Annotated in this window: 9 protein-coding genes, 4 tRNA genes and 1 CRISPR repeat array (1 of these 14 cut by a window edge); of the genes, 4 read left to right on the forward strand and 9 right to left on the reverse strand. The window is 66.3% G+C overall.

All coding sequences use genetic code 11. The features are described 5' to 3' along the window. A CRISPR array of direct repeats spans positions 1–971; the repeat unit is 28 nt; unit sequence GTTTTCCCCGCCCGCGCGGGGATGAGCC; it begins 3,758 nt to the left of the window's first position. A gap of 311 nt (positions 972–1,282) precedes the next feature. The 3 genes from O3669_RS05565 to O3669_RS05575 form a co-directional block, all read right to left on the reverse strand. Then, positions 1,283–1,358 (reverse strand) — tRNA-Phe (locus tag O3669_RS05565). A gap of 28 nt (positions 1,359–1,386) precedes the next feature. Beyond that, positions 1,387–1,460, reverse strand: a tRNA-Asp gene (locus O3669_RS05570). Between the two features lie 50 nt (positions 1,461–1,510). Continuing rightward, positions 1,511–1,586, reverse strand: a tRNA-Glu gene (locus O3669_RS05575). A 162-nt stretch (positions 1,587–1,748) separates the two neighbouring features. On the opposite strand from O3669_RS05575, the gene O3669_RS05580 reads away from it, so the two are divergent. From O3669_RS05580 to O3669_RS05590, 3 genes are all read left to right on the forward strand, one after another. Then, positions 1,749–5,498, forward strand: coding sequence for a mechanosensitive ion channel domain-containing protein (locus O3669_RS05580; protein WP_371523959.1), 3,750 nt, complete (start codon positions 1,749–1,751; stop codon positions 5,496–5,498). A gap of 144 nt (positions 5,499–5,642) precedes the next feature. Further along, on the forward strand, positions 5,643–6,047 hold the full coding sequence (gene msrB / locus O3669_RS05585; RefSeq protein WP_314769534.1) for a peptide-methionine (R)-S-oxide reductase MsrB: 405 nt from the start codon (positions 5,643–5,645) through the stop codon (positions 6,045–6,047). Then, positions 6,044–6,916 carry an EamA family transporter gene (locus tag O3669_RS05590; RefSeq protein WP_315284532.1) on the forward strand — a complete coding sequence of 291 codons (873 nt, stop codon included), beginning with the start codon at positions 6,044–6,046 and terminating at the stop codon, positions 6,914–6,916. The genes msrB and O3669_RS05590 overlap by 4 nt, the downstream gene beginning before the upstream one ends. Before the next feature lie 333 nt (positions 6,917–7,249). Here the strand turns inward: O3669_RS05590 and O3669_RS05595 are convergent, their stop codons facing one another. From O3669_RS05595 to O3669_RS05620, 6 genes are all read right to left on the reverse strand, one after another. Next, a complete protein-coding gene (locus tag O3669_RS05595) occupies positions 7,250–8,494 on the reverse strand; it encodes a multidrug effflux MFS transporter (protein ID WP_371523960.1) in 1,245 nt (414 codons plus the stop codon). 139 nt (positions 8,495–8,633) lie between these two features. Then, entirely contained in the window at positions 8,634–10,697 is a 2,064-nt protein-coding gene (locus O3669_RS05600; RefSeq protein ID WP_314769531.1) for an ADP-ribosylglycohydrolase family protein, read from the reverse strand. A gap of 11 nt (positions 10,698–10,708) precedes the next feature. Then, positions 10,709–12,652, reverse strand: a complete 1,944-nt coding sequence (locus tag O3669_RS05605) for a carbohydrate kinase (protein WP_371523961.1) — start codon at positions 12,650–12,652, stop codon at positions 10,709–10,711. Positions 12,653–12,666: 14 nt separating this feature from the next. After that, positions 12,667–14,619: a carbohydrate kinase gene (locus tag O3669_RS05610; RefSeq protein ID WP_371523962.1), complete on the reverse strand. Its 1,953-nt coding sequence runs from the start codon at positions 14,617–14,619 to the stop codon at positions 12,667–12,669. A 3-nt stretch (positions 14,620–14,622) separates the two neighbouring features. Then, a complete protein-coding gene (locus tag O3669_RS05615; protein WP_371523963.1) occupies positions 14,623–18,681 on the reverse strand; it encodes a PfkB family carbohydrate kinase in 4,059 nt (1,352 codons plus the stop codon). A 70-nt stretch (positions 18,682–18,751) separates the two neighbouring features. Next, positions 18,752–18,823, reverse strand: a tRNA-Lys gene (locus O3669_RS05620). A gap of 31 nt (positions 18,824–18,854) precedes the next feature. Between O3669_RS05620 and O3669_RS05625 the strand changes: the two genes are divergently transcribed. Next, positions 18,855–19,484 carry a hypothetical protein gene (locus O3669_RS05625; RefSeq protein ID WP_371523965.1) on the forward strand — a complete coding sequence of 210 codons (630 nt, stop codon included), beginning with the start codon at positions 18,855–18,857 and terminating at the stop codon, positions 19,482–19,484. Positions 19,485–19,512 lie beyond the last annotated feature (28 nt).

Raw genomic sequence — 19,512 nt, forward strand, 5'->3', positions numbered from 1 at the left:
GTCGCAGGGGCAGCGTCTGCGGGGAACGGTTTTCCCCGCCCGCGCGGGGATGAGCCGGGACCGAGATGCGCGGGGCCTGCGTATTGACGGTTTTCCCCGCCCGCGCGGGGATGAGCCGGCCCGATTGTTTGAGGGCTGCGCCGAGGTCAGGTTTTCCCCGCCCGCGCGGGGATGAGCCCGCCGTGCACGTGTGGAGGAGCTGCAGGGGCGCGTTTTCCCCGCCCGCGCGGGGATGAGCCGGCCGGGCCTAGTTGCTCGCCGACTGCGTTGACGTTTTCCCCGCCCGCGCGGGGATGAGCCCCCCATCTCCGAGGCCAATCGCACCGCCAAGTGGTTTTCCCCGCCCGCGCGGGGATGAGCCCAAACTATAGCTCTCGGTTCATGTCTCCCCGCGGTTTTCCCCGCCCGCGCGGGGATGAGCCGTTCCCGTTGGCGAGGATATCCCAGATACCTTGGTTTTCCCCGCCCGCGCGGGGATGAGCCCAACGAAACGTTCAGGGCGGCGGTAGATGCCGCGTTTTCCCCGCCCGCGCGGGGATAAGCCCGTCCCAGATCGGACGAGAGCGATGACAATCTCGTTTTCCCCGCCCGCGCGGGGATGAGCCCGGGGCCAGCGTCCTCCCAGTCCAGGTCAATCTGTTTTCCCCGCCCGCGCGGGGATGAGCCCCCCACGTTCCGTGATTCTCGCCAGGTCAATGGGTTTTCCCCGCCCGCGCGGGGATGAGCCTCGGGATGCGTCCGGCGTTCCAGCGTTTCACCGGTTTTCCCCGCCCACGCGGGGATGAGCCCGACGAGGTCAGGCATGCGCGATCACCTGCACCGTTTTCCCCGCCCGCGCGGGGATGAGCCGCCCAGCAGGGTGAGCCCGCCGCGGCTGATTCCGTTTTCCCCGCCCATGCGGGGATGAGCCGGCGTTGCCGCCCCAGGTGGATGCGGCGGCTACGTTTTCCCCGCCCACGCGGGGATGAGTTGTTCTCGAAATAGTGATACGGTACGCATGAAGGTGGCAGCCAGCCCACCTGGGAGTGATCCCCGGGCAGGTGGGCCACCTTCGCTGCATTATGCGTTTTTCCCGCCCACGCGGGGAGACGTGAACCGAGAAGTTTAGGTTGTTCAACGTCACACTAGGTGTATCTGCCGTGATTGCCCCTCAGATACATTTGAGAGATGAGCGGGCAGTCAGTGGGTGAAGTAAGAGAAGAAAAAGAACGTGATACGTATCTCAGGCATCGCTCCGCGCTGTAAAACCAAAAATCCCCGAAGCATGAGCTTCGGGGCTTGCTGGTGGCTCCGACCGGCGTCGATCCGGTGACCTTTCGATTTTCAGTCGAACGCTCTACCAACTGAGCTACAGAGCCAAGACCTGAACCGATTAGGTCTGGTCGGCGACCCCGACGGGACTTGAACCCGCGACCTCCGCCGTGACAGGGCGGCGCGCTAACCAACTGCGCTACGGGGCCTTACAATAGGTAAGACCTATTAAATTATGCCGTTCACAACTGCGACCGGCTGGTACCCCCAACGGGATTCGAACCCGTGTCGCCGCCGTGAAAGGGCGGTGTCCTAGGCCGCTAGACGATGGGGGCCTGTTGGCCGTCGAACTGGCGTCCGAAGACGGGATATATCTTAGGCAGAGGTTCGTCGATACGTCAAAACGAAATCGAGTGACGAGCGACACGTTACATGAAAATGTTGCAATTGTGCGGAATTCACAGGATTTCATCAGCTAGTCGTCCTACCCTTAATCCATGATTCTGTCACCAGTACTCGGTGCCCTCGCCCAAGCGTCCGATGCGCTCACGCTCGCCGCCGCAGATCCGCAATCCGGCGCAGAGGCAGCCGTCGACACCACCATCGACGTCACCCTCCTGTTCCTCGGGCCCATCATCGGAGCCTGCCTGGGTGTTGTCGCGTCGATCGTCCTGTCCGTCCTCGCACGCAGGGCACTTGCTAAGTCCGCCATGGCCTCGTCGATCCTGAACCGCGTGCGCCGCCCCGCCCACTTTGCGTTCGCGACGTGGGGAGCGTGGGTTGGCCTCGGCATTGCGCTCGTGAATCCGCGGTTGACGGATTGGGGTGGCGCCTCCGTCACGACGTTCCTCATGCACCTGCTCCTCATCGTGGGCCTGGCGTGCATGACGTGGATGGGCTACTCCGCCGCGTGGGTCTTCGAGGACGCAGCAAAGGCCCGCCAAACATCCGACAACGGCCTCTCGCGCCGCTTCGAGACTCGCGCCCAGGTCCTGCGGCGCTTCGCCCAGGTGGTCATCGCCGTCGTGGGTACGCTCGCCATCATCGGGACCTTCGAGGCCGCGCGCCATGCCATGACGACCGTCCTGGCGTCCGCCGGTGTCATCTCGGTGATCTTCGGTCTCGCCGCGCAGCAGACACTCGGTAACGTCTTCGCCGGCTTGCAGCTGGCCTTCACTGACGCGATCCGCGTGGGTGACGTCGTGGTCGCCGGCGATAAGAAGGAAACCGGCTCGGTCGAGGAGATCACGCTGTCCTACGTGGTCGTGCGCATCTGGGACGAGCGCCGCCTCATCATCCCCTGCCGCTACTTCACGCAGACCCCCTTCGAGAACTGGACGCGCCGCGCCGCCGCCCAGCTGGGCACGGTCGAACTCAAGCTTGACTGGTCCGCGCCCATGACGCTGATTCGCGCCAAGGTTGAAAAGCTCCTGGCCGCCACCGACCTGTGGGACGGGCGCACGTGGGGCGTGCAGATCACCGCCTCCGACGAGTACACGGTGACCGTGCGCGTGCTCGCGTCTGCGAAGAACTCGGGCGACCTCTCCGACCTGCGCGCCTACCTGCGCGAGCACCTCATCACGTGGATCGTCACTGAGGAGCCGTGGGCGCGCCCCGCCCAGCGCATCGAGCCTCTCCAGACCGTCGCCGTCGAGCAGGATATGAGTCGCGAGCGCATCGCGCGCCTGGCCGCTGAGCTCGCCGGGATCTCGGGCACGAACGAGGCCGTGGCTGCGACGGGCAGTTCGTCTGTTCTTCGTGGGGCCGAGGCACGCGAGTCTGCGGGTGGCACCCTGGGTGGCGCGGCCGCCGCGGAAGGCGCCGCGGGAACCGTGCGCGAGCAGCCCAAGGATGCGGCGCACGCCGCGCGCATGGTGGCTGCCCGCCGCAAGGCCAAGCGTGCCCGTCGCCGCGCGATGGCCGACCGTCAGCGCGAACTGGCCGACGGCAAGGCGCCCGCGCCCGACGAGACGCAGGTGATTTCCAAGTCCGCGCTACGCAAGATCATCGAGGCCGCCGGCAACAAGAATCCGCAGCTCACGCAGACCCTGACGGCCACGTCCATCGGCCGCGGTGAGCGCTTCTTCTCCGGCTCCGCCGATGCCGACGAACGCGCGGCCGCCCTGTCTGGCCCCGGCGAGGAGGTCTTCGCCGAGCGCGAGGCCCACTCCCGCCGCGTCAAGGAGCGCCACGAGGCTCGCAAGCGCCGCGCTGACGAGGCCTTGGATGACGAGGCGACCGCGGCTCTGGCCGCCGTCGGCGTCGAGCCCGTCGAGTTCGACCGCGACACCGAGGCTGTCGAGCAGGCTCAGAACGAGCGCACCGATGCTCAGGCCGAGGCTCCGGCCGAGGGGTCTGCTCCGGAGGCTCCCGTCGCCGTGCCTCCCGCCCCTGCGGTCGCAGGCGCTGGCGCTGCTGGTTCCGTTGCTGCCGCTGCCATGACCGCCGCGAACGCCGCTGCGCAAGCAGCCTCGGCTCCCGCTGAGGACGCCGAGTCCGAGCATGTCAAGGCTGAGTCCGCCTCCGAGGAGCAGGACAAGCCCGCCGAGAGCACGCCCGCCGAGAGCACGCCCGTCGAGACCGGCGAGGTCGAGGAGGCTGCGGCCCCCGTTTCCGTCGAGGACGTCAAGGCCTCGGATGCTGCCGCGGCGGATGCTGCCGCGGCGGAAGCTGTGGAGCAGGTCGAGCCTGCCCCGGAAACCGAGCCGATCGAGCCTGCCGCGGCTGATTCCGATGAGCCTGTCAAGGCTGAGGATGCTGCCTGCGTGGAGCCCGAGGTTGAGGTTGTCGAGGCCTCGGATCCTGCCGCGGCGGAAGCTGTGGAGCAGGTCGAGCCTGCCGCGGAAACCGAGCCGATCGAGCCTGCCGTTGCTGACTCCGATGAGCCTGTCAAGGCTGAGGACGCTGCCTGCGTGGAGCCCGAGGTTGAGGTTGTCGAGGCCTCGGATCCTGCCGTGGCGGAAGCTGTGGAGCAGGTCGAGCCTGCCGCTGAAACCGAGCCGATCGAGCCTGCCGTTGCTGACTCCGATGAGGCTGACAAGCCGGAGGACGCGACGCCCGATGAGCAGGCGACCGACGGTGCTCCGGAGCGTGAAACATTCGTGAAACAGGATGACCAGGAGCTCCCAACAGCGGAAACGGGCAACACGGGCACGGCGAACATGGTGTTCGCAGGCAGGCCTGCGCTCGTGCCGCCGCCCGCGCCGACCCCCGCGGAGATGGCTGCCTCGAACGATGGAGCTCCCGCGAATAAGCCGGAGGTCCAGGCGGCACCGGCAATGCCCGTGGCGCAGCCGGAGAAGCCCGAGGCTCCCGCAGCGCCGGCGCAGCCGGAAACACCCGCGGCGCAGCCGGAAACGGCGTCGACGCCCGAGGAGCAGGAACAGCTGGATCAGTCGGAAGTCCTGGCAGACCCGGAGCCTCCGGCAGTGCCCGCCCAGCAGGAGGAAGCCCCCGCCCAGCAGGAGGAAGCCGTCGCCCCGGAGGCAGCCCCGGAGCCGCCGCCAGCGCCTGCGCAGCAGGAGGAAGCCCCTGTGGAGAGCTCGCCTGAGCCCGCGCAGGAGGAGCAAACCCCCGACGAGCCGTCCATCCACCCCGGCTGGTACGCGGTCGCCGAAGAGGCGCGCCTCGAGGAGGAAATCCGCCCGACGCCCAAGATGGCGCCGCCGCGCGTGTCCATCATGGACTTCTTCCCGGCGGTGGCCCCCACCGGCGCTGAAGCGGCTATGCTGCGTGCGGTCACGGGCCAGATGCCGGTTGTCGGGGACCACAAGGAGGACGAGGAATCCGCCTCCACTGACGAGGCCGTGGTTTCCTCCCTTGCATCCGCCGGGTCGGGCGACTCCGCCAAGGCTGAGCCCGCCAATGCTGAGCCCACCAAGGCTGAGCCTGCACAGGCGGTTGCCGCCGACAGTGAGAGCACGCAGGTTCTCCCGACGCTTGAGGAGCCTCCCGTGCCCGACGAGACCCTCGTGATGGCGACGGCCGAGCAGGTGCCCACCGCGACGCAAGCCGCGCAAAAGTCCTCTGTGGGGGAGGATGCTTCCACGGAAAATGCTGACCAGAAGGAAACCTCTGCGGAGGGGCCTGGATCCAGCAAGGCCGTCGAACCCGTCAAGAGCGCCGAATCTGGAGAGGAAAAGTCCGAGAACGCTCCCGCGTCGAAGGGCTCGTCCAAGAAGGGCGGCTCGAAGAAGGGATCCAAGAAAAAGGGCTCGGGCAAGAAGCGTAAGTCTAAGAAAAAGTAACGCTTCTCGCCCCGCCGACATCGAGAGATGAGCGGACCCCGCCAGGGGCCACGGCCTCGTCGATCAAACCGGCGAACCAACACCGCGCCGCCCGCGGCCGCACCCGAGAGTGCGCGCCCGCGGGCGGCGCGCGACAATGGAGGCATGAACGCCACTGATCCCGCCGCCCGCACCGATGCGGAATGGAAGAAACTCCTGAGCCCCATGCGCTACCACGTGCTGCGCGAGGCGGGCACCGAGCGCCCCTTCACGGGCGAGCTCCTGGACGAGTCGCGCGTCGGCACCTACTCGTGCGCGGCGTGCGGCTCGAAGCTTTTTGACTCGGACACCAAGTTCGACTCGTCGTGCGGGTGGCCCTCCTTCTTCCAGGCGCACGAGGGCGCCACGACCGAGCGCGTGGACATGAGCCACGGCATGATCCGCACCGAGGTGCGCTGCGCGACCTGCGATTCCCACCTCGGCCACGTCTTCCCCGACGCCCCCGGACAGCCCACAGGCATGCGTTACTGCATGAACTCGGCGGCGCTCACCTTCGCGCCCGCTTCGTGAGCGAGCGCCCCTCCGCGCCCGAGCGCACCTTGGTCGCCGACCGCATCCCGCCCCAGCTGTACATCGTTGGCTCGGGCCTCATCCAGTACGTGGGTGCGGCGCTCGCGGTCGTCGCTTTCGCCTCCGTCGAGCCGGCGTCGGTCGCGTGGTGGCGCGTCCTGACGGGCGCGCTCGTCCTCCTCGCGTGGAAGCGCCCGTGGCGTGGTGGCCTGACCCGCTCGGATCTGGCGATTTCCGCGCTGTTCGGCGTCATCGTGCTGGCCATGAACTCTTCGTTTTACGAGGCCATCGCCCGCCTGCCGCTGGGCACCGCCGTGTCCATCGAGTTCGTCGGCCCGGTCGCCGTCGCCGTTGTTCGAGGCCGTGGCTGGCGTCCGCGGGTCGCCGCGGTCCTTGCCTTTGCCGGGGTGGCCAGCATTGGCGGGCTCGCCCTGGATCTGTCGCAGCCGAGTGTGCGCGCGGGCCTGGCGTGGATTCTCCTGGCTGCCCTGGCGTGGGCGGCCTATATCGTGGTGGGGCAGCGGGCCTCGACGACTCGCGACGGGGTGACGAACCTGGCGCTTGGATGCGCGTGGGGGTCTCTCTTCTTCGCGCCCATCCTCGGGCCGGGAGCGATGGCGGCCACGGCCTCGTGGGAGCTGATCGCCATCGTCATCGGCGTCGGCCTGCTGTCCACGGCGATTCCCTACAGCTTCGAGGCGCTCGCGATGCGCCGCCTCGCAGCGCCCACGTTTGCGCTGTTCGCCGCGATTCTCCCCGCGACGTCCGCGCTGGTCGGGGCCGTCATGCTCCGCCAGATCCCCGGCGTCTTCGAGCTGATCGGCCTGGTCCTGGTGTCGGCCGCGGTCTGGCTGGCCTCGCGCGAGTGAGGGCCAGTGGTGGGCGTTTTGCGGGTCGGGCAGCCCCATCCCAACGGATAGTCGTGGCCGGGCCATGAAAGATGGTGCCTTCCGCTGAATTCATCGCGATGAGGCGCCCGATCTGGATAGGTTGTGATGATCTGGATAGGTTGTGACGATCTGGATAGGTTGTGATGATCTGGATAGGTTGTGACGATCTGGATAGGTTATTAACCTATCCAGATGCGCGTTACCTATCCGGATGTGCGTTACCTATCCGGATGCGCGTTACCTATCTAGAACATGCCGGTGCGCCGGGCGCGGGTGACGCCGCAACACGGTGGATGGGGTGCTGACGCCTCGTCAGTCGAGGCTGAGGTGGCGCGGTGTGTGCGTGCCGCCGCGGGCGATCACCCAGAACGCGAACCACGCCCCGGCGGAGCCGACGATCATGACGAGCACCATCGGCACGGCGCTGTCGCCGCCCGAGGTCGCCAGGGGAGCGGCGATGCCGTTCGCGATCGACTGGAACACGCCCATCACGGACGAGGCCGTCCCCGCGTGCTCGCGCGCCTCGCTCATTGCCTGCGCGCCCGAGTTGCCGAAAATAAACGCGTTCGCCGTCATGATGAGCGCGAAGCCCACGCACGTGAGGATCAGCGGCAGGTCGAGGAGGAACGTCGAGATCGCCAGCGTCACCACGCCGGTCGCCGCGATCGTGAGGCCCGCGATGATGAGTGTGCGCGGCGTGAAGTGGGAGATCAGGCGCACGTTGACCAGCGCGAAGCCGGTCGACAGCAGCGCGTTAAACGCAAACACCCACGCGAAAGCCATGGGGGACAGGCCCAGCGGTCCCTGCAGCACGTAGGTGGCGTTCGAGATGTAGCCGAACATGCAGAAGCTCGAGAAGGCGTTGACCAGCATGAAACCCACGAAGGGGCGGATGCGCACGACCTGGACGAGGCCGTGGAAGAACCGCGGAATACCGCCGGGGTGGCGGCGCTCCTCGCGCAGGGACTCGGGCACGACGAACCACGCGAGGGCCGCCATGAGCAGTGTGAAGGCGGCGAGCGCCCAGAAAACGCCCCTCCACGTCGCGTGCGTGATGATGAAGGCGCCGAGGACCGGGGCGACCATCGGCGCGAAGCCGACGATCGCCTGGAGGAGACTCATTGCCCGCGCCAGCGTCTTGCCGTGCGCGACGTCGACGAGGATCGCGCGGCCCACCGAGGAGGCGATGCCGCCGCCGAGGCCCTGGAAGACTCGGCCCACGAGGAGCGCCCAGATGTTGGGCGTGAACACGCAGATCATGGAGCCGACGAGGGCGATAATGCCGCCCGCGACGATGGGGCGACGGCGCCCGATCTGGTCCGAGATGGCGCCGCCCAGGACCTGGCCGGACGCGTAGCCCACGAAGAAGGTTGTGAGCGTGAAGCCGAGCATCGTCGAGTTCGTCGCCAGGTCCGCCGTGATCTGCGGGAATGCTGCCGAGTACATGTCGGTCGCCATCGGCGGCACGGCGTTCTGCACGGCCAGCGTGATCAGCAGGGCAACCGTGAGCGCCCCGCCGACTATTCCGCCGTGGTCCCGGGTGTCGTTAGTCCTCATGATGCGATTGTGTACCCTTGGGGACGCTAAATAGACGAATCGGTCGATTATTTGACGCATCTCGCACGTCGCAGGGGCTGACGTGCGTACATGTGCACTGGTGGGCAGTGCTCCTGACGCGCAAACGCCTCGACCGAGCTCACTCCCCGTCTGCGCGTGCCTCCAACGCGTCCGCCGCGGCCTCGATGTCCTCTAGTGGCGGGCATGAAGGCGCCACGGCGTTGCCCGACGCGGCGAGCACTTCGGCACAGTTAGCCAGCAGGACAGAACGCTCGAACGGCGTTCCTAGAGCAAGGGAGGCGGCCAGGACCCCGGAGTAGACGTGCCTCGCCTCGGGTAGGTCGGTCTTGTTCGTGGAAGGCGCCGGAATGTGGGTGGATGTGGACCACACGAAGCGTCCTCTGCCATGCGTAGGTCTGCCGATGTAGGCACCGGCGGTGCCCGTACGGATAATCGAATGGCTATCGAACAGTCTGCAGATTTCCTCCGCCGCCCCGTCCGGGGTGCGGCAAGCATCGAAGGCGGATCGGTCACCGACGACACTCGTGCCGAGGCTGCTGGCCTCCTCCTGTGTCATCACGAGGACAACATTGTCGGAGCGCAGCCCGAATGGCGTCCGAGCAGCCCTGGACGGGTCAACAACAATGCGCACATACTCGGGGAGGGCCAGCAGTGCTTCCGTCGCTGGCACGGAGTTCGGGTGGGTTTTACCGTAGCCTGTTCCCACTAGTGTCCCGTCAATGTAGAGCACGTCCGAGGGGCCCAGAGTCTGGGCGACCTCAGCCCAGCCGCGCCGTGGGGCGGCGTATTCGGCACCGTTGGTTGTGATGGTGTAGTGCGCCCCCGCGTTGTCGGTGATCGTCACTTGGTAGCCGTTGTCCATGCCGGGTACGCGCGGTCCCGCGTCAACGATTCCCTCGTGTCGCAGACACTCTTCGATGAGCGAGGCATGGGGACCTTCGCCGATTGGACTCAGGGACACGGCCTCGACTCCCATGCGCCGAGCGGCGCGCAGGACCTCAATGTTCCCGGTCAAGCGCATCCCCTCATCGTCGGCCCACACGTCCCCTCCCGCCTCGGGGAAGGAAGCTGTGCGTAGCGACTGGTTGAGCACGAGCTGCCCCATGAAGATGAGATGCCCAGCTGGAGCATCGCCGCGCACGGGACCGAGTGGGGTCGGTGGGGACACCTGTTCGAACAACGACTGGCGCGTGCGCAGGGAAGAACCGGGTTCCTCGAAAGATGAGGGGCCGGAGGGGGCGATCTCCAGCTCGACGTATTCGGCCTGTTCGCGCGGATCGCCGGGGGCAGGTGGATGCAGCGCGACGAGCTCACGGGCGACAGCGGACAGATCAATGTTATTGACCTCTTCCACGGCATCCAGGGGGTCATCTCGAAACGCAGAGGCCCCGAGGACGGATCCCATCAGGGCAGCAACAAGTGCACTGCACGAGGTGGTGTCGCCTCCCAGGCGAGCGACGTAGGGTGAAAAACCTAATAGGACATGAAGAGTAAAGGCGAGCGCGAAAGGAACGATCTGTGTGGGGGTCGAGGGGTGCCCGAACGCCTTGGTGAACTCGGAGAAATACATGGATCGCTGGCACGACACAAGGTTCGCCGCGCGTCGCGTCGTCGCCAGCACGTCAGGCTCTGCACTCCAGGATCCCCGCTGTTCCATGGACGCCACGTAGTTAACGGTCTCCCACAGGACGCCCTCGATGTCCATGGGTCGAGAATCTGGCCAGTCGAGGCCGATCGAGATGAAGGCGGCGATCAGCGCGGCCGCCTGGAACTCCTGCCGCGTTGTGGGCCCCTCCGCGCATGCCTCCCATACGGCGTCCGCAAAGGTCTCGGGATCCTGTGTCGAAGTTGCGATACCGACGGGAATCGCGCGCAGCACGCAACGTCTCGCGTGCGTGTGATCCGTTGGAGAGTGAGCGCCGTCAGCGGCGACCGGGAAGGAGAACGATCCACCCAGCAGGGCCGAAGCCTCGGCTAGGATCTCGCGGGTCACCTCCGTGACAGTACCCGCGGGCGCGCCCGGCATCGTGGTGTGTGAAGCGTCTGCATCAATTAGTTCTCTGAAATCGCCGTAGACGCTCGTGATCTGCTCGGGGGTCATGCCGCAGGTCGGCATGGCCAGCGCGTCGCCGTACGCAGCGCCCACCAGCACCGCGTGGGCGCGCTCAGCGCGTGTGTCCATGTTGCTTTCTCCTATTCTGCAGCCGCATCCGCGGCGAGTGCGTCTGCCGCGGCCTCGATCTGGCTGCGCGTCGGGCACGAGGCCGGGCCGGGCATGGTCGAGGCCAGAGCATCCGCGCAATTCGCCAGAAGGATGCACCGTTCGAGTGTCTGCCCCTGAGCGAGGGCGGCCGCCATAACACCCATGGAGGTGTGCAGCGCCCCGCGCACATCAACGGAGGTAACCGTGGGGGCGGGGAATCGAGTCACCTCTCCGTCGGATGAATACTTGTCCTGTGCCGCGCGTGCAAGGTAGGACTCGTGTGTCTGTGCTCGGACCAGCGTGTATTGATGAAAATCCCTCTGGACTTTCTTCGCACCCCATCGAGGATTTTTTGTGCAATCGTCGCCGGGCTTCTCGTGCGTGATGCTCCGACACAGGGGCTCCGCCGAGTCATACCCCACCATGATCAGGACGTTGTCGGTGGGAAGAGAACGCTGACGGACGAGTCCGTGCGACGCGTCGAGGACGACGCGCACATGATCGGGCAAGTAGGCGAGTGCATGCTCGCACGCCGCCAGAACTGCCTTAGATTCAAATTCAATACCGCCATCGACGTACAGCACGTCTGAGGGGCCCAGAGTGCGAATGGCCTCGTCCCACGCATCTTCGGACATGTCCGTCATGCTTGAGCTCATGCTCGCACCGTACTGTTTCACAGGTGGCGACAGGAAGCCGTTGTCACATCCTTCCACGCGGGGTCCAGCGTCGACGATCCCCTCGCGCGCCAAGGCCTCGGCGATGATCGAGGCCCGTGGGCCCTGCCCGATCGGGCTGAGGGAGACGACCTCGACCCCCATGGCGCGGGCGGCGCACATTGCCGTGAAGGGCAGCGCGAGGTGGACATCCTCGCGGGTGGCCCACTCATTCTCGGTGGGCACGTCGTCCTCGGAATGGCCATCGAATCGGAGCAGAAGCTCGGTCATGAAGACGACGCGTCCAGCGGGTGCGTCGCCTCGGGCCGCGCCCAGAGGGGTGGGCGCGCTTTCGGCCTCAAAGGGGGCATGTCGGTTGAGGAGATCGGAATCGGGTTCCTCGAAAGAGGACGGCCCGCTCCTCGGCGGACGATCGGGAGCAAGCCCCGCCGCTCGACGGATCCACTCAAGGGGAGTGTGCGCGGACAGCGTCAGGAGCTGGTCGGCGATCCCCAGCACGTCGATATGCGAAACTCCCGCAACGGGGATGACGTCGAGGTTCCGCAGCGCGCTATGCGTATCGCACACACCGGCCAACGCCGCAGAGACTGCGTCGTACAGCGCGGGGTCACCACTCTCCTCTCGGAACGCTGGGGGCAATTCCTTCGCCCAGAGATAGAGGGCCCGGAAGAAGGCGAGGGGAATAATCCGGTGAGAGGGGGAGATGTCGGCGAGCTTGACCATGAGGGTGCCCGTTCGCACTCGGACGAGAGGAGAGTGCGAGTTCGCCGCGACATTGAGGGCACGCCTGGTCGCAGTAAGGACATCGGGCCCCTCCTGGCGCTCTCCGCGTGGCTTCATCGCAGAAACGACATCAACGGCATCGCACAGGGTGATGGGGGAGTTTTCCCGATTATTGATAAGCAGAGACACCGCTGCGGCAAGGAGCGCCGCAGACTGGAATTCGTTGCGATTCGTACATCCGCAGGCGACCCACACGGTCTCGGCCAAAGCCTCGGGGTCGATCGTCGACATCGCGATGCCGATGGGGATCGCGCACAGAAGTCGGTCGCGAGCGCTTCCGGCCGGGGCGCTCCATTGACCCGAACGTATGGCGTATACGCTGCCCGGGCCTCGTCGCAGCTGGTTGGCGACGGTCAGTGCCGACCGCATCATGTCCGAGACCGTGCCATCCGGCGAGCCGGACGCTGCCTCATTCGCTGCGTCCGCGCGAACCATGCTGGCCAGTGCCCCGAGCGCGTAGGGAAGTCGTGGATCCATGTGTTCTCTCCTTCTCAGGCCAGGTCGCGTGCCAGCAATTCGTCGGCGGCCGCCTCGATGGCGTCTCGCGCGGACAATGAGGTGGGGGTCGCCAGGGCGGCCGCGCAATTGGCGAACAAAATCCCCCGCTCAGGCTGCATGCCGAGCGCGAAGGCCGCCGCTAGGGTGCCGGAGTGGACCCCTGAGGTCTGCAGGGCTTGTTTCAATGTCAACGAAGAGGCCGGGACGCGCGTGAGCGCAGGTCGGATAACTCGCTGATCGTCACGCGTGGGACGCGCGAAACACACCTCGCCACTATCTGCACGCACGGCGACGTGTCGTTCGGTCAACAGCGACAAGGCTGAGGCCTGATGCTCGAGCGGAGCCCTGTGGTCATAGAGGGGGGAGGAGTAGGGTCTCCCTGCTCTGAAATGCTGGAAGAACTCACTGTCATAGGCCCATCGTGAGGCACGCACCGAGATGATGAGGTTGTCGAGGGGGAGACCTGGCACGAATCCCTCGTGCGAAGAAGCATCGAAGACAACGCGGGCGTGCTCAGGGAGCCACCGCACAGCTTCGCTCAGCGCATGTGCGTAACGCTCGTCGGCGAGGAGCGCCCCGTCGATGAATAGTACGTCCGAGGGACCCATTGCAGCGATAACTTCTGCCCACGTGCGGGCTGCATGATCAGGCAGAGCGATGTTCGTCGAAATGTTCAGGTCCGGGCCGTCCTCAGAGGAGGCACGCAGCCGGTATCGATTGTCGTCTCCTTCGAGGCGGGGACCGGCGTCAACGATGCCCTCAAGCTCCATGGCCTGTGAGATCAAGCCGGCGCTCGGACCCCGTCCGAGCGGGCACAGCGAGACGACCTGTACCCCCATACGCCGCGCCGCAACCAGCGCGCTGAAGGTGCCTCCCGGTGACTGTCCCAGGTCCCGTGCCCAGACATCACTACCGCGGTTTGGGTATTCCTCGGTGAGCATGTCGTGATCGATGAGGAGTTCACCGAGGAAGAGCACTCGGCCGGGCTTGGTCCTCCCGCGCAGGGCGCCGAGAGGAGCGGGAGGGGCGACGGGCTCGAAGGAGCTCTGTCGGGAGCGGAGGGAGGAGGCCAAGTCGATGAACGAAGCCCGGGCTGGGGGTACGCAAGACGAGATCTTCTTATCCGCGTCGGGGACATCGTCCGGGTAGGGTACGCGCTTTGAGAAGTATTGTTCTGCGAAGTGCGTCAATTTCCCTGAAAAGGCGGCGTCGACCCGCGCGGACCCGTAGGGTTCAAAGAAATCAGCACCCCGAACGGAACCGACCAAGGCGCCCATGAGGGCCATAATGGCGTGCTTTTGTGAGCCAAGGCGAAGAGGAGCAGAGAGAAGGCGACTGTCCTGATAGTGCGAGGCCAGAGCAAAGGCCAGAGGGATGAGCTGAGTGGCTGAAGCGGAGGCCCCGATCTGCTCAACCAAAAGGTCGATAGGGGAGTTGGCATGCTCGTTGATTCCGCACGCCGCGTTCAAAGCTCTGCGCGTTGTTGCCAGCACGTCTGGTTCCGGGCTCCATGAGCCATACGACTCCAAGGAGGCCGCAAGGTTGACGGACCGGATGAGCGTTTCCTCGACGCGGAAGTTCGCGCTGTCAATGCCCAGAGAGATTGCCGCCGCTACCAGGGCGGCCCCCTGAAACTCCTGACGTGTTATGTCGGAGAGCGCACAGTAGTCCCACACAGCGTTCGAGAATGTCTGGTGGTTGCCGGTCGGTGTCGCAATGCCTGCTTTGATGGCGGAGATGATCAGATCGTACGTTCGACTGCGGCTCCCGCTGAAGGACGCTTCGACGGGATTTCCGTTGGAATCGTCGGCTGTGAGCAGCGTGAGAATGCGTTCGCTGATACTTGTTGATTCCTCGATAGGATCACCGATTGTGTCTGCTGCGATCGCGTGGCCGAACGTCAGGCCTACCATTGCCCCGCAGGCCCGGTTGAAACGAAGATCCATCGGTCATCCCTCCTGTGCGGCCAGCGCGTCGGCGGCAGCTTCTATCTGGTCACGTGTCGGGGACGAGGCCGGGCCAACGACCGTCGACGCCAGAGCGCCCGCGCAGTTGGCGAGGAGAAGCGCCCTCTCCATGGGGATACCCTGCGCGAGGGAGGCCGCCAGGACACCGGAGTGCGCGTCCCCCGCGCCGTTCGTGTCGATTGCCTCAACCCTCGGTGTCGGTATCGCTGTTACGCCATCGGTGGTGTTCACTGCCGGCTGTGCGGACATGCAAACATAGGCGCCCTGTGCGCCTGCGCGCACGAGAACGGGACGATGCAGCAGGCTGGCCATCGCACGCGCCGCTTCGCGAGGCTCACGGCAATGGTCACGAACGCTCGCCTCACCTCTCTGGTGAGCGATCTCCTGGGCCTCCCTATGGTTCATCGACACGATGACCCCGTCGGTGGGCAGTCCGTCCGGGATGCCGATCACGGGGGAGACGTCCAGGATGACACGCACACCCTCGGGCAGGGCGCGCAGCGCTGCTTCTGCGGCCTCCCGGTTCGCTGGGTGATCCATGAGGTAACCGTCGACGTAGAGCGCATCATGAGGGGTCATGGTTCGCGCAAAGTCCGCCCACGCGTTCGCGGGTGCCATCGTCTCGGCTCCCTTTGTGGAGATGAAGGTACGTTCGGCTCTGCGATCGATCAGAGCAACGCAGAAGCCGTTGTCCACCCCCTCCACTCGGGGACCGGCGTCGACGATTCCTTCGCGCGCGAGGGCCTGCTCGATCAGCGAGGCGTTGGGGCCCTCGCCGATTGGACTGAGGGAGATGGCCTCGGCCCCCATGCGGCGTGCCGCCACGAGCGCGTTCAAACCGCCACCCACATGGGGTCCCTTGTCGGTCACCCACTTGGTGTAGGTTCCGTAGAACTCCGTCGTCATCGTGAATACACGGTCCACGAGGATCTGCCCCATGAGGACGACGCGGCCCGCAGGGTCCTTGCCGTTGGTGGTTCCATGATCGCTGGGGATATGCGGTTCTGTGGAGTCGTCGTCCCTCGTTTTCTTTGAGACACATTCCCGCCGTTTGACGAGGCGTTCGGCCAGGGGAGCCAAAGCCGGGTGGGAAACCTTCTCGATCACGGCAAGGTTGTGCGCAGAGAAGCGTGTGTCCCCATAGGTCGCGCCGAAGATGGATCCGGCAATCGCCGAGATGATACCTGCGTCTCCCCCAAGGGACACCGACTTGAAGGGAGAAAACCCGTCGGCATAGCGTGCGATGAGGGCGAAGGCAGCAGGAACTGCCTGTGTCGGATGCGCGGACGTGCCGATCGAGCCGCGCAGGTGCTCGTGCATGTTGTCACGGAAGCTACGGACGACGTCGAGCGCCTTGCGCGCCGCCTGCAGCACGTCAGGATCGCTATTCGAGGAGCCACGCGGGGGAAGAGCCGCCACGTAGTTGATGGCTTCTTCCAGGTAGGAAGCGATGCCTGGGAGCCAGTAGTGTTTCCTGTCAATGCCCAACGAGACCGCTGCGGCGACCAGAGCGGCCGCCTGGAACTCCTGCTCGGTGACGTTCTCGTTTCCACAGGCCTGCCACACGGCTTCCGCGAAGGCCTCGGGATCTGTCGTCACGGTCGCGATGCCCACCGGAATAGCGCGCAGGACGTAGCGAGAGCCTGCGAGCTCGTCACCCGTACGTGTTCCGGCATCGCCCTCGGGTGGGAAACCATCGTCCGAGAGCAGCGCCAACGATGACGACAGGACCTCGCGCGTGATCTCCGTGAGCGTCCCGGCGGGCGCGCCCGGCATGGTGGGGTGCGAGGCATCGGCGTCCATCAGCCTCCGTCGCGTCTTGTAGTGTCTCTCAATCTGTGTGGAGGACATGCCTCGGACGGGCAGCGCAACCGCGTCAGCCACGGCGACCCAGGCCAGCGCCTCGTAGGCGTGGGTGCGGCGCTCGAGCTCAACATCGTCTCGCTCTGTCAGGGTGCGAGCCGCGGCCTCGATCTGTTCGCGCGTGGGGCACGAGGACGGACCGGGCATCGTCGAGGCCAAGGCCCCCGCGCAGTTCGCAAGGACGATGCTTCGCTCTATCGTGTTCCTCTGAGCGAGGGTTGCCGCGAGGGCCCCCGTCCAGACGCTGTAAGACCCGTCGTGGTCGGTGGACACGACGGTGGGGGCTGGGAAACGGGTCCGTGGCTTGCTCACCTTGTCCGTCGCGTGTCGCGGTCGAGCGAGGAAAGACTCGTACATCGTCGTGCTGATGAGCGCGGAGCGCTCGAAGAGGGACAGGATGAAACTCGCGGCCTGATGGGGGACGCGGGAGGCGTCGAAGGCGGTGCGATCGGACATGAATCGCTCACCCAAAGGCTGTACCGACCGCTGGTCCAGTACCGTCAGTACGCTATCGTTGCGAACATTACGCGGACCGATGAATGCTCCCGACATGTCTTGGATCACTCGCACGTGCTGGGGGAGGTGAGCTAGCGCATGCTCGGCCGCCGCTAGAACAGGCGGATTGGTTTCGATCCCCGCGTCGATGTAGAGCACGTCGGAGGGGCCCAAGGTGCGGATGACCTCGTCCCATGCGTCCCGTGGCATGCCGGTGATTGTTTCTGTTTCGCCTGGTCCGAACTTTCTGGTGATGGGCGATATGAACCCGCTATCGTATCTCGCGATGCGAGGGCCAGCGTCGACGATCCCTTCGCGTGCCAGTGCATCAGTGATGACCGAGGCGCGCGGGCCCTGCCCGATCGGGCTCAGAGAGATGACCTCGACCCCCATGACGCGGGCCGCCCGCATGACCGTGAATGGGCGTGAGAGATAGACGCCCTTTCGGGTGGTCCACTCGTTCCCGGCGGGAATGGGGTCCTCCTCGGAGGCCCGGTCGTATCGAAGCATCAGTTCGGACATGACGATGACCCGGCCAGCTGAGGCGGTGGCCGTCGGGGACGAGGCCGTGGCTGTGTCCACGGGGCGCGTGCCGGTCGGCGCTTCAGGGGTGTTCGACGTGGTGGGCTTGGAGGATTCCTGCGTGTCCTCGCCAGTACCGATGGGTCCACGCAGTGAGAGCAGAGCTGTGGCGGCCTCGGTCAGGTGGAGCCCGGATACGCTTTCTACCTGGGCGAGGCCGCGGCCGACAAAGACCTCAAAGCCGAGGGCAGCGCCCAGGATTGCGCCCGCAATCGCGCCGATCGTGTCGGTATCGCCGCCCAGGTTGGCGGCGTCCAGCAGCGCCTGCGGGGAGGGGTCGCGCGCGAGCAGCGCGAAAGCCATGGGGATCGCCTGCGCCGAAGCCACGGACGTGCCCACCTGCTCGACGAGGCATTCTAGGGACGAGGACGCGGGGTTAGCGACCAGCTGCATGGCCCTGCGCGTCGCCGCTACGACGTCTGGGTCGGGGGTCCACGCGCCGCGCTCGGGTAGGGAATCGACGTAGGTCACGGCCTTCCACAGCAGGGCCGTCATGTCCGAGGCAGCCGAACGAGGCGTATCGATCCCCATCGACACGGCCGCCGCCACGAGGGCAGCCGACTGGAAACCCTGACGCGTCGCGTGCGTGACCTGACAGGACGACCAGACGGCATCCGCGAAAGCCTGAGGATCCTCCGTCGAGATCGCGATACCGATCGGGGTGACGCGCATCGCCGCGCCGTTTGTGGTACCCGCCCCGCCCACGCTCAGCGGGTCCTCGCCCGCGCGCACGCGCTCGAGGGCCGCCTTCGTGGAGGGGCCCAGCAGGTCGAGCGACCCGCGCTCGATCATCGAATCTTCCCAGGCCTGCAGCGCGTGGGCGAACTCGCCCGCGTCCAGGGCCACGCGACCCGAGGAGGAACCCCGGCCTCGTACCAGGAGGGAAGCAACCAGCAGCGCCTGCTCCGTGTCATCTGTGACCGACCCGGCCGGCATCCCCGGCGCGTAGGGCTGCGAGGCGTCCCCATCCACGAGGCCGGTAATGCGCCCGTACACCGCGCGGATCTGCTCCGGGGACATCGCCTGCGTCGGCATGCCCAGCGCGTCTCCGAGAGCCAGGCCAGCCAGGGCGCCATGTGCGTGAGAAAGACGAGGATCCATGCTGCACCTCCGAAAGCGGGCGCGCGCCCGCAGATAGCGTGAACGCCCCGGAACGTTCCGAGGCGACCAGTAGGCCCAGGGGGACTCGAACCCCCAACCTACGGATTAAAAGTCCGCTGCTCTACCATTGAGCTATAGGCCCATACGCAACATTGTAGAAGGAAGCGGTCCCCATGGCCCAATCGAACACTCCGCGCCGCCCGGCCATGCTCGACGCCGCCCGCGCCGAGGCGATCGTCGGCGACGAAGACCCCGCCTCCCTGTCCGCCGTCGCGCACACCGCCGCGTGGGCACTCATGGGTATCGGCGACGAGACCTTCAGCGACGAGGCCGTGGCCCGGCTGCGCGAAACCGTACGCGCTCGCGGGGTCGATACGATCGCGCACGTGTGGTCGCGCAGCCCCGAGTTCACCCTCCCCGGCGCGCTGTGGCGCGTCTACCTGCTCCACGAGTGGTACCACCGCGACCCGATCCTCGTGGCCGAGCGCTACGCCGAGGGCTCGCGCGCGCCCATCATCCAGGGCCTCGAAGCCCCCGTCGAGCTGCGCCCCCTGAGCCTCATCATGGAGGAGCTCGACTCACTGCTGCGCGGCGACCTCACCGACGACGACCTCGAGTACGTGCTGCGCGAGGCCTCCCGCGCTATGCGCGTCCTCGCCGCCGGCGAGGCCGGGGCCCTGTGGATCGAAGACCCCACCGATCCGCTGGCCCACCGCGTCACCATGCGTCACTCCGCGCTGCTGGTCACCGCCGACGAGCTCGACGTCGCCGCGCGTGAGGCGGCGGTCGGTACGCTCGACTGAGGACCCGCGAGGCCAGCGGGCAGCGCCC

Source organism: Pauljensenia sp. 20925_1_34 (assembly GCF_041432775.1).
Lineage (GTDB): Bacteria > Actinomycetota > Actinomycetes > Actinomycetales > Actinomycetaceae > Pauljensenia.

Coding starts and splice junctions, on each gene's coding strand:
- O3669_RS05595 (WP_371523960.1), bottom strand. CDS start 8,494: ATGAGGACTAACGACACCCGGGACCACGGCGGAATAGTCGGCGGGGCG.
- O3669_RS05615 (WP_371523963.1), bottom strand. CDS start 18,681: ATGGATCCTCGTCTTTCTCACGCACATGGCGCCCTGGCTGGCCTGGCT.
- O3669_RS05610 (WP_371523962.1), bottom strand. CDS start 14,619: ATGGATCTTCGTTTCAACCGGGCCTGCGGGGCAATGGTAGGCCTGACG.
- O3669_RS05605 (WP_371523961.1), bottom strand. CDS start 12,652: ATGGATCCACGACTTCCCTACGCGCTCGGGGCACTGGCCAGCATGGTT.
- O3669_RS05600 (WP_314769531.1), bottom strand. CDS start 10,697: ATGGACACACGCGCTGAGCGCGCCCACGCGGTGCTGGTGGGCGCTGCG.
- msrB (WP_314769534.1), top strand. CDS start 5,643: ATGAACGCCACTGATCCCGCCGCCCGCACCGATGCGGAATGGAAGAAA.
- O3669_RS05625 (WP_371523965.1), top strand. CDS start 18,855: ATGGCCCAATCGAACACTCCGCGCCGCCCGGCCATGCTCGACGCCGCC.
- O3669_RS05580 (WP_371523959.1), top strand. CDS start 1,749: ATGATTCTGTCACCAGTACTCGGTGCCCTCGCCCAAGCGTCCGATGCG.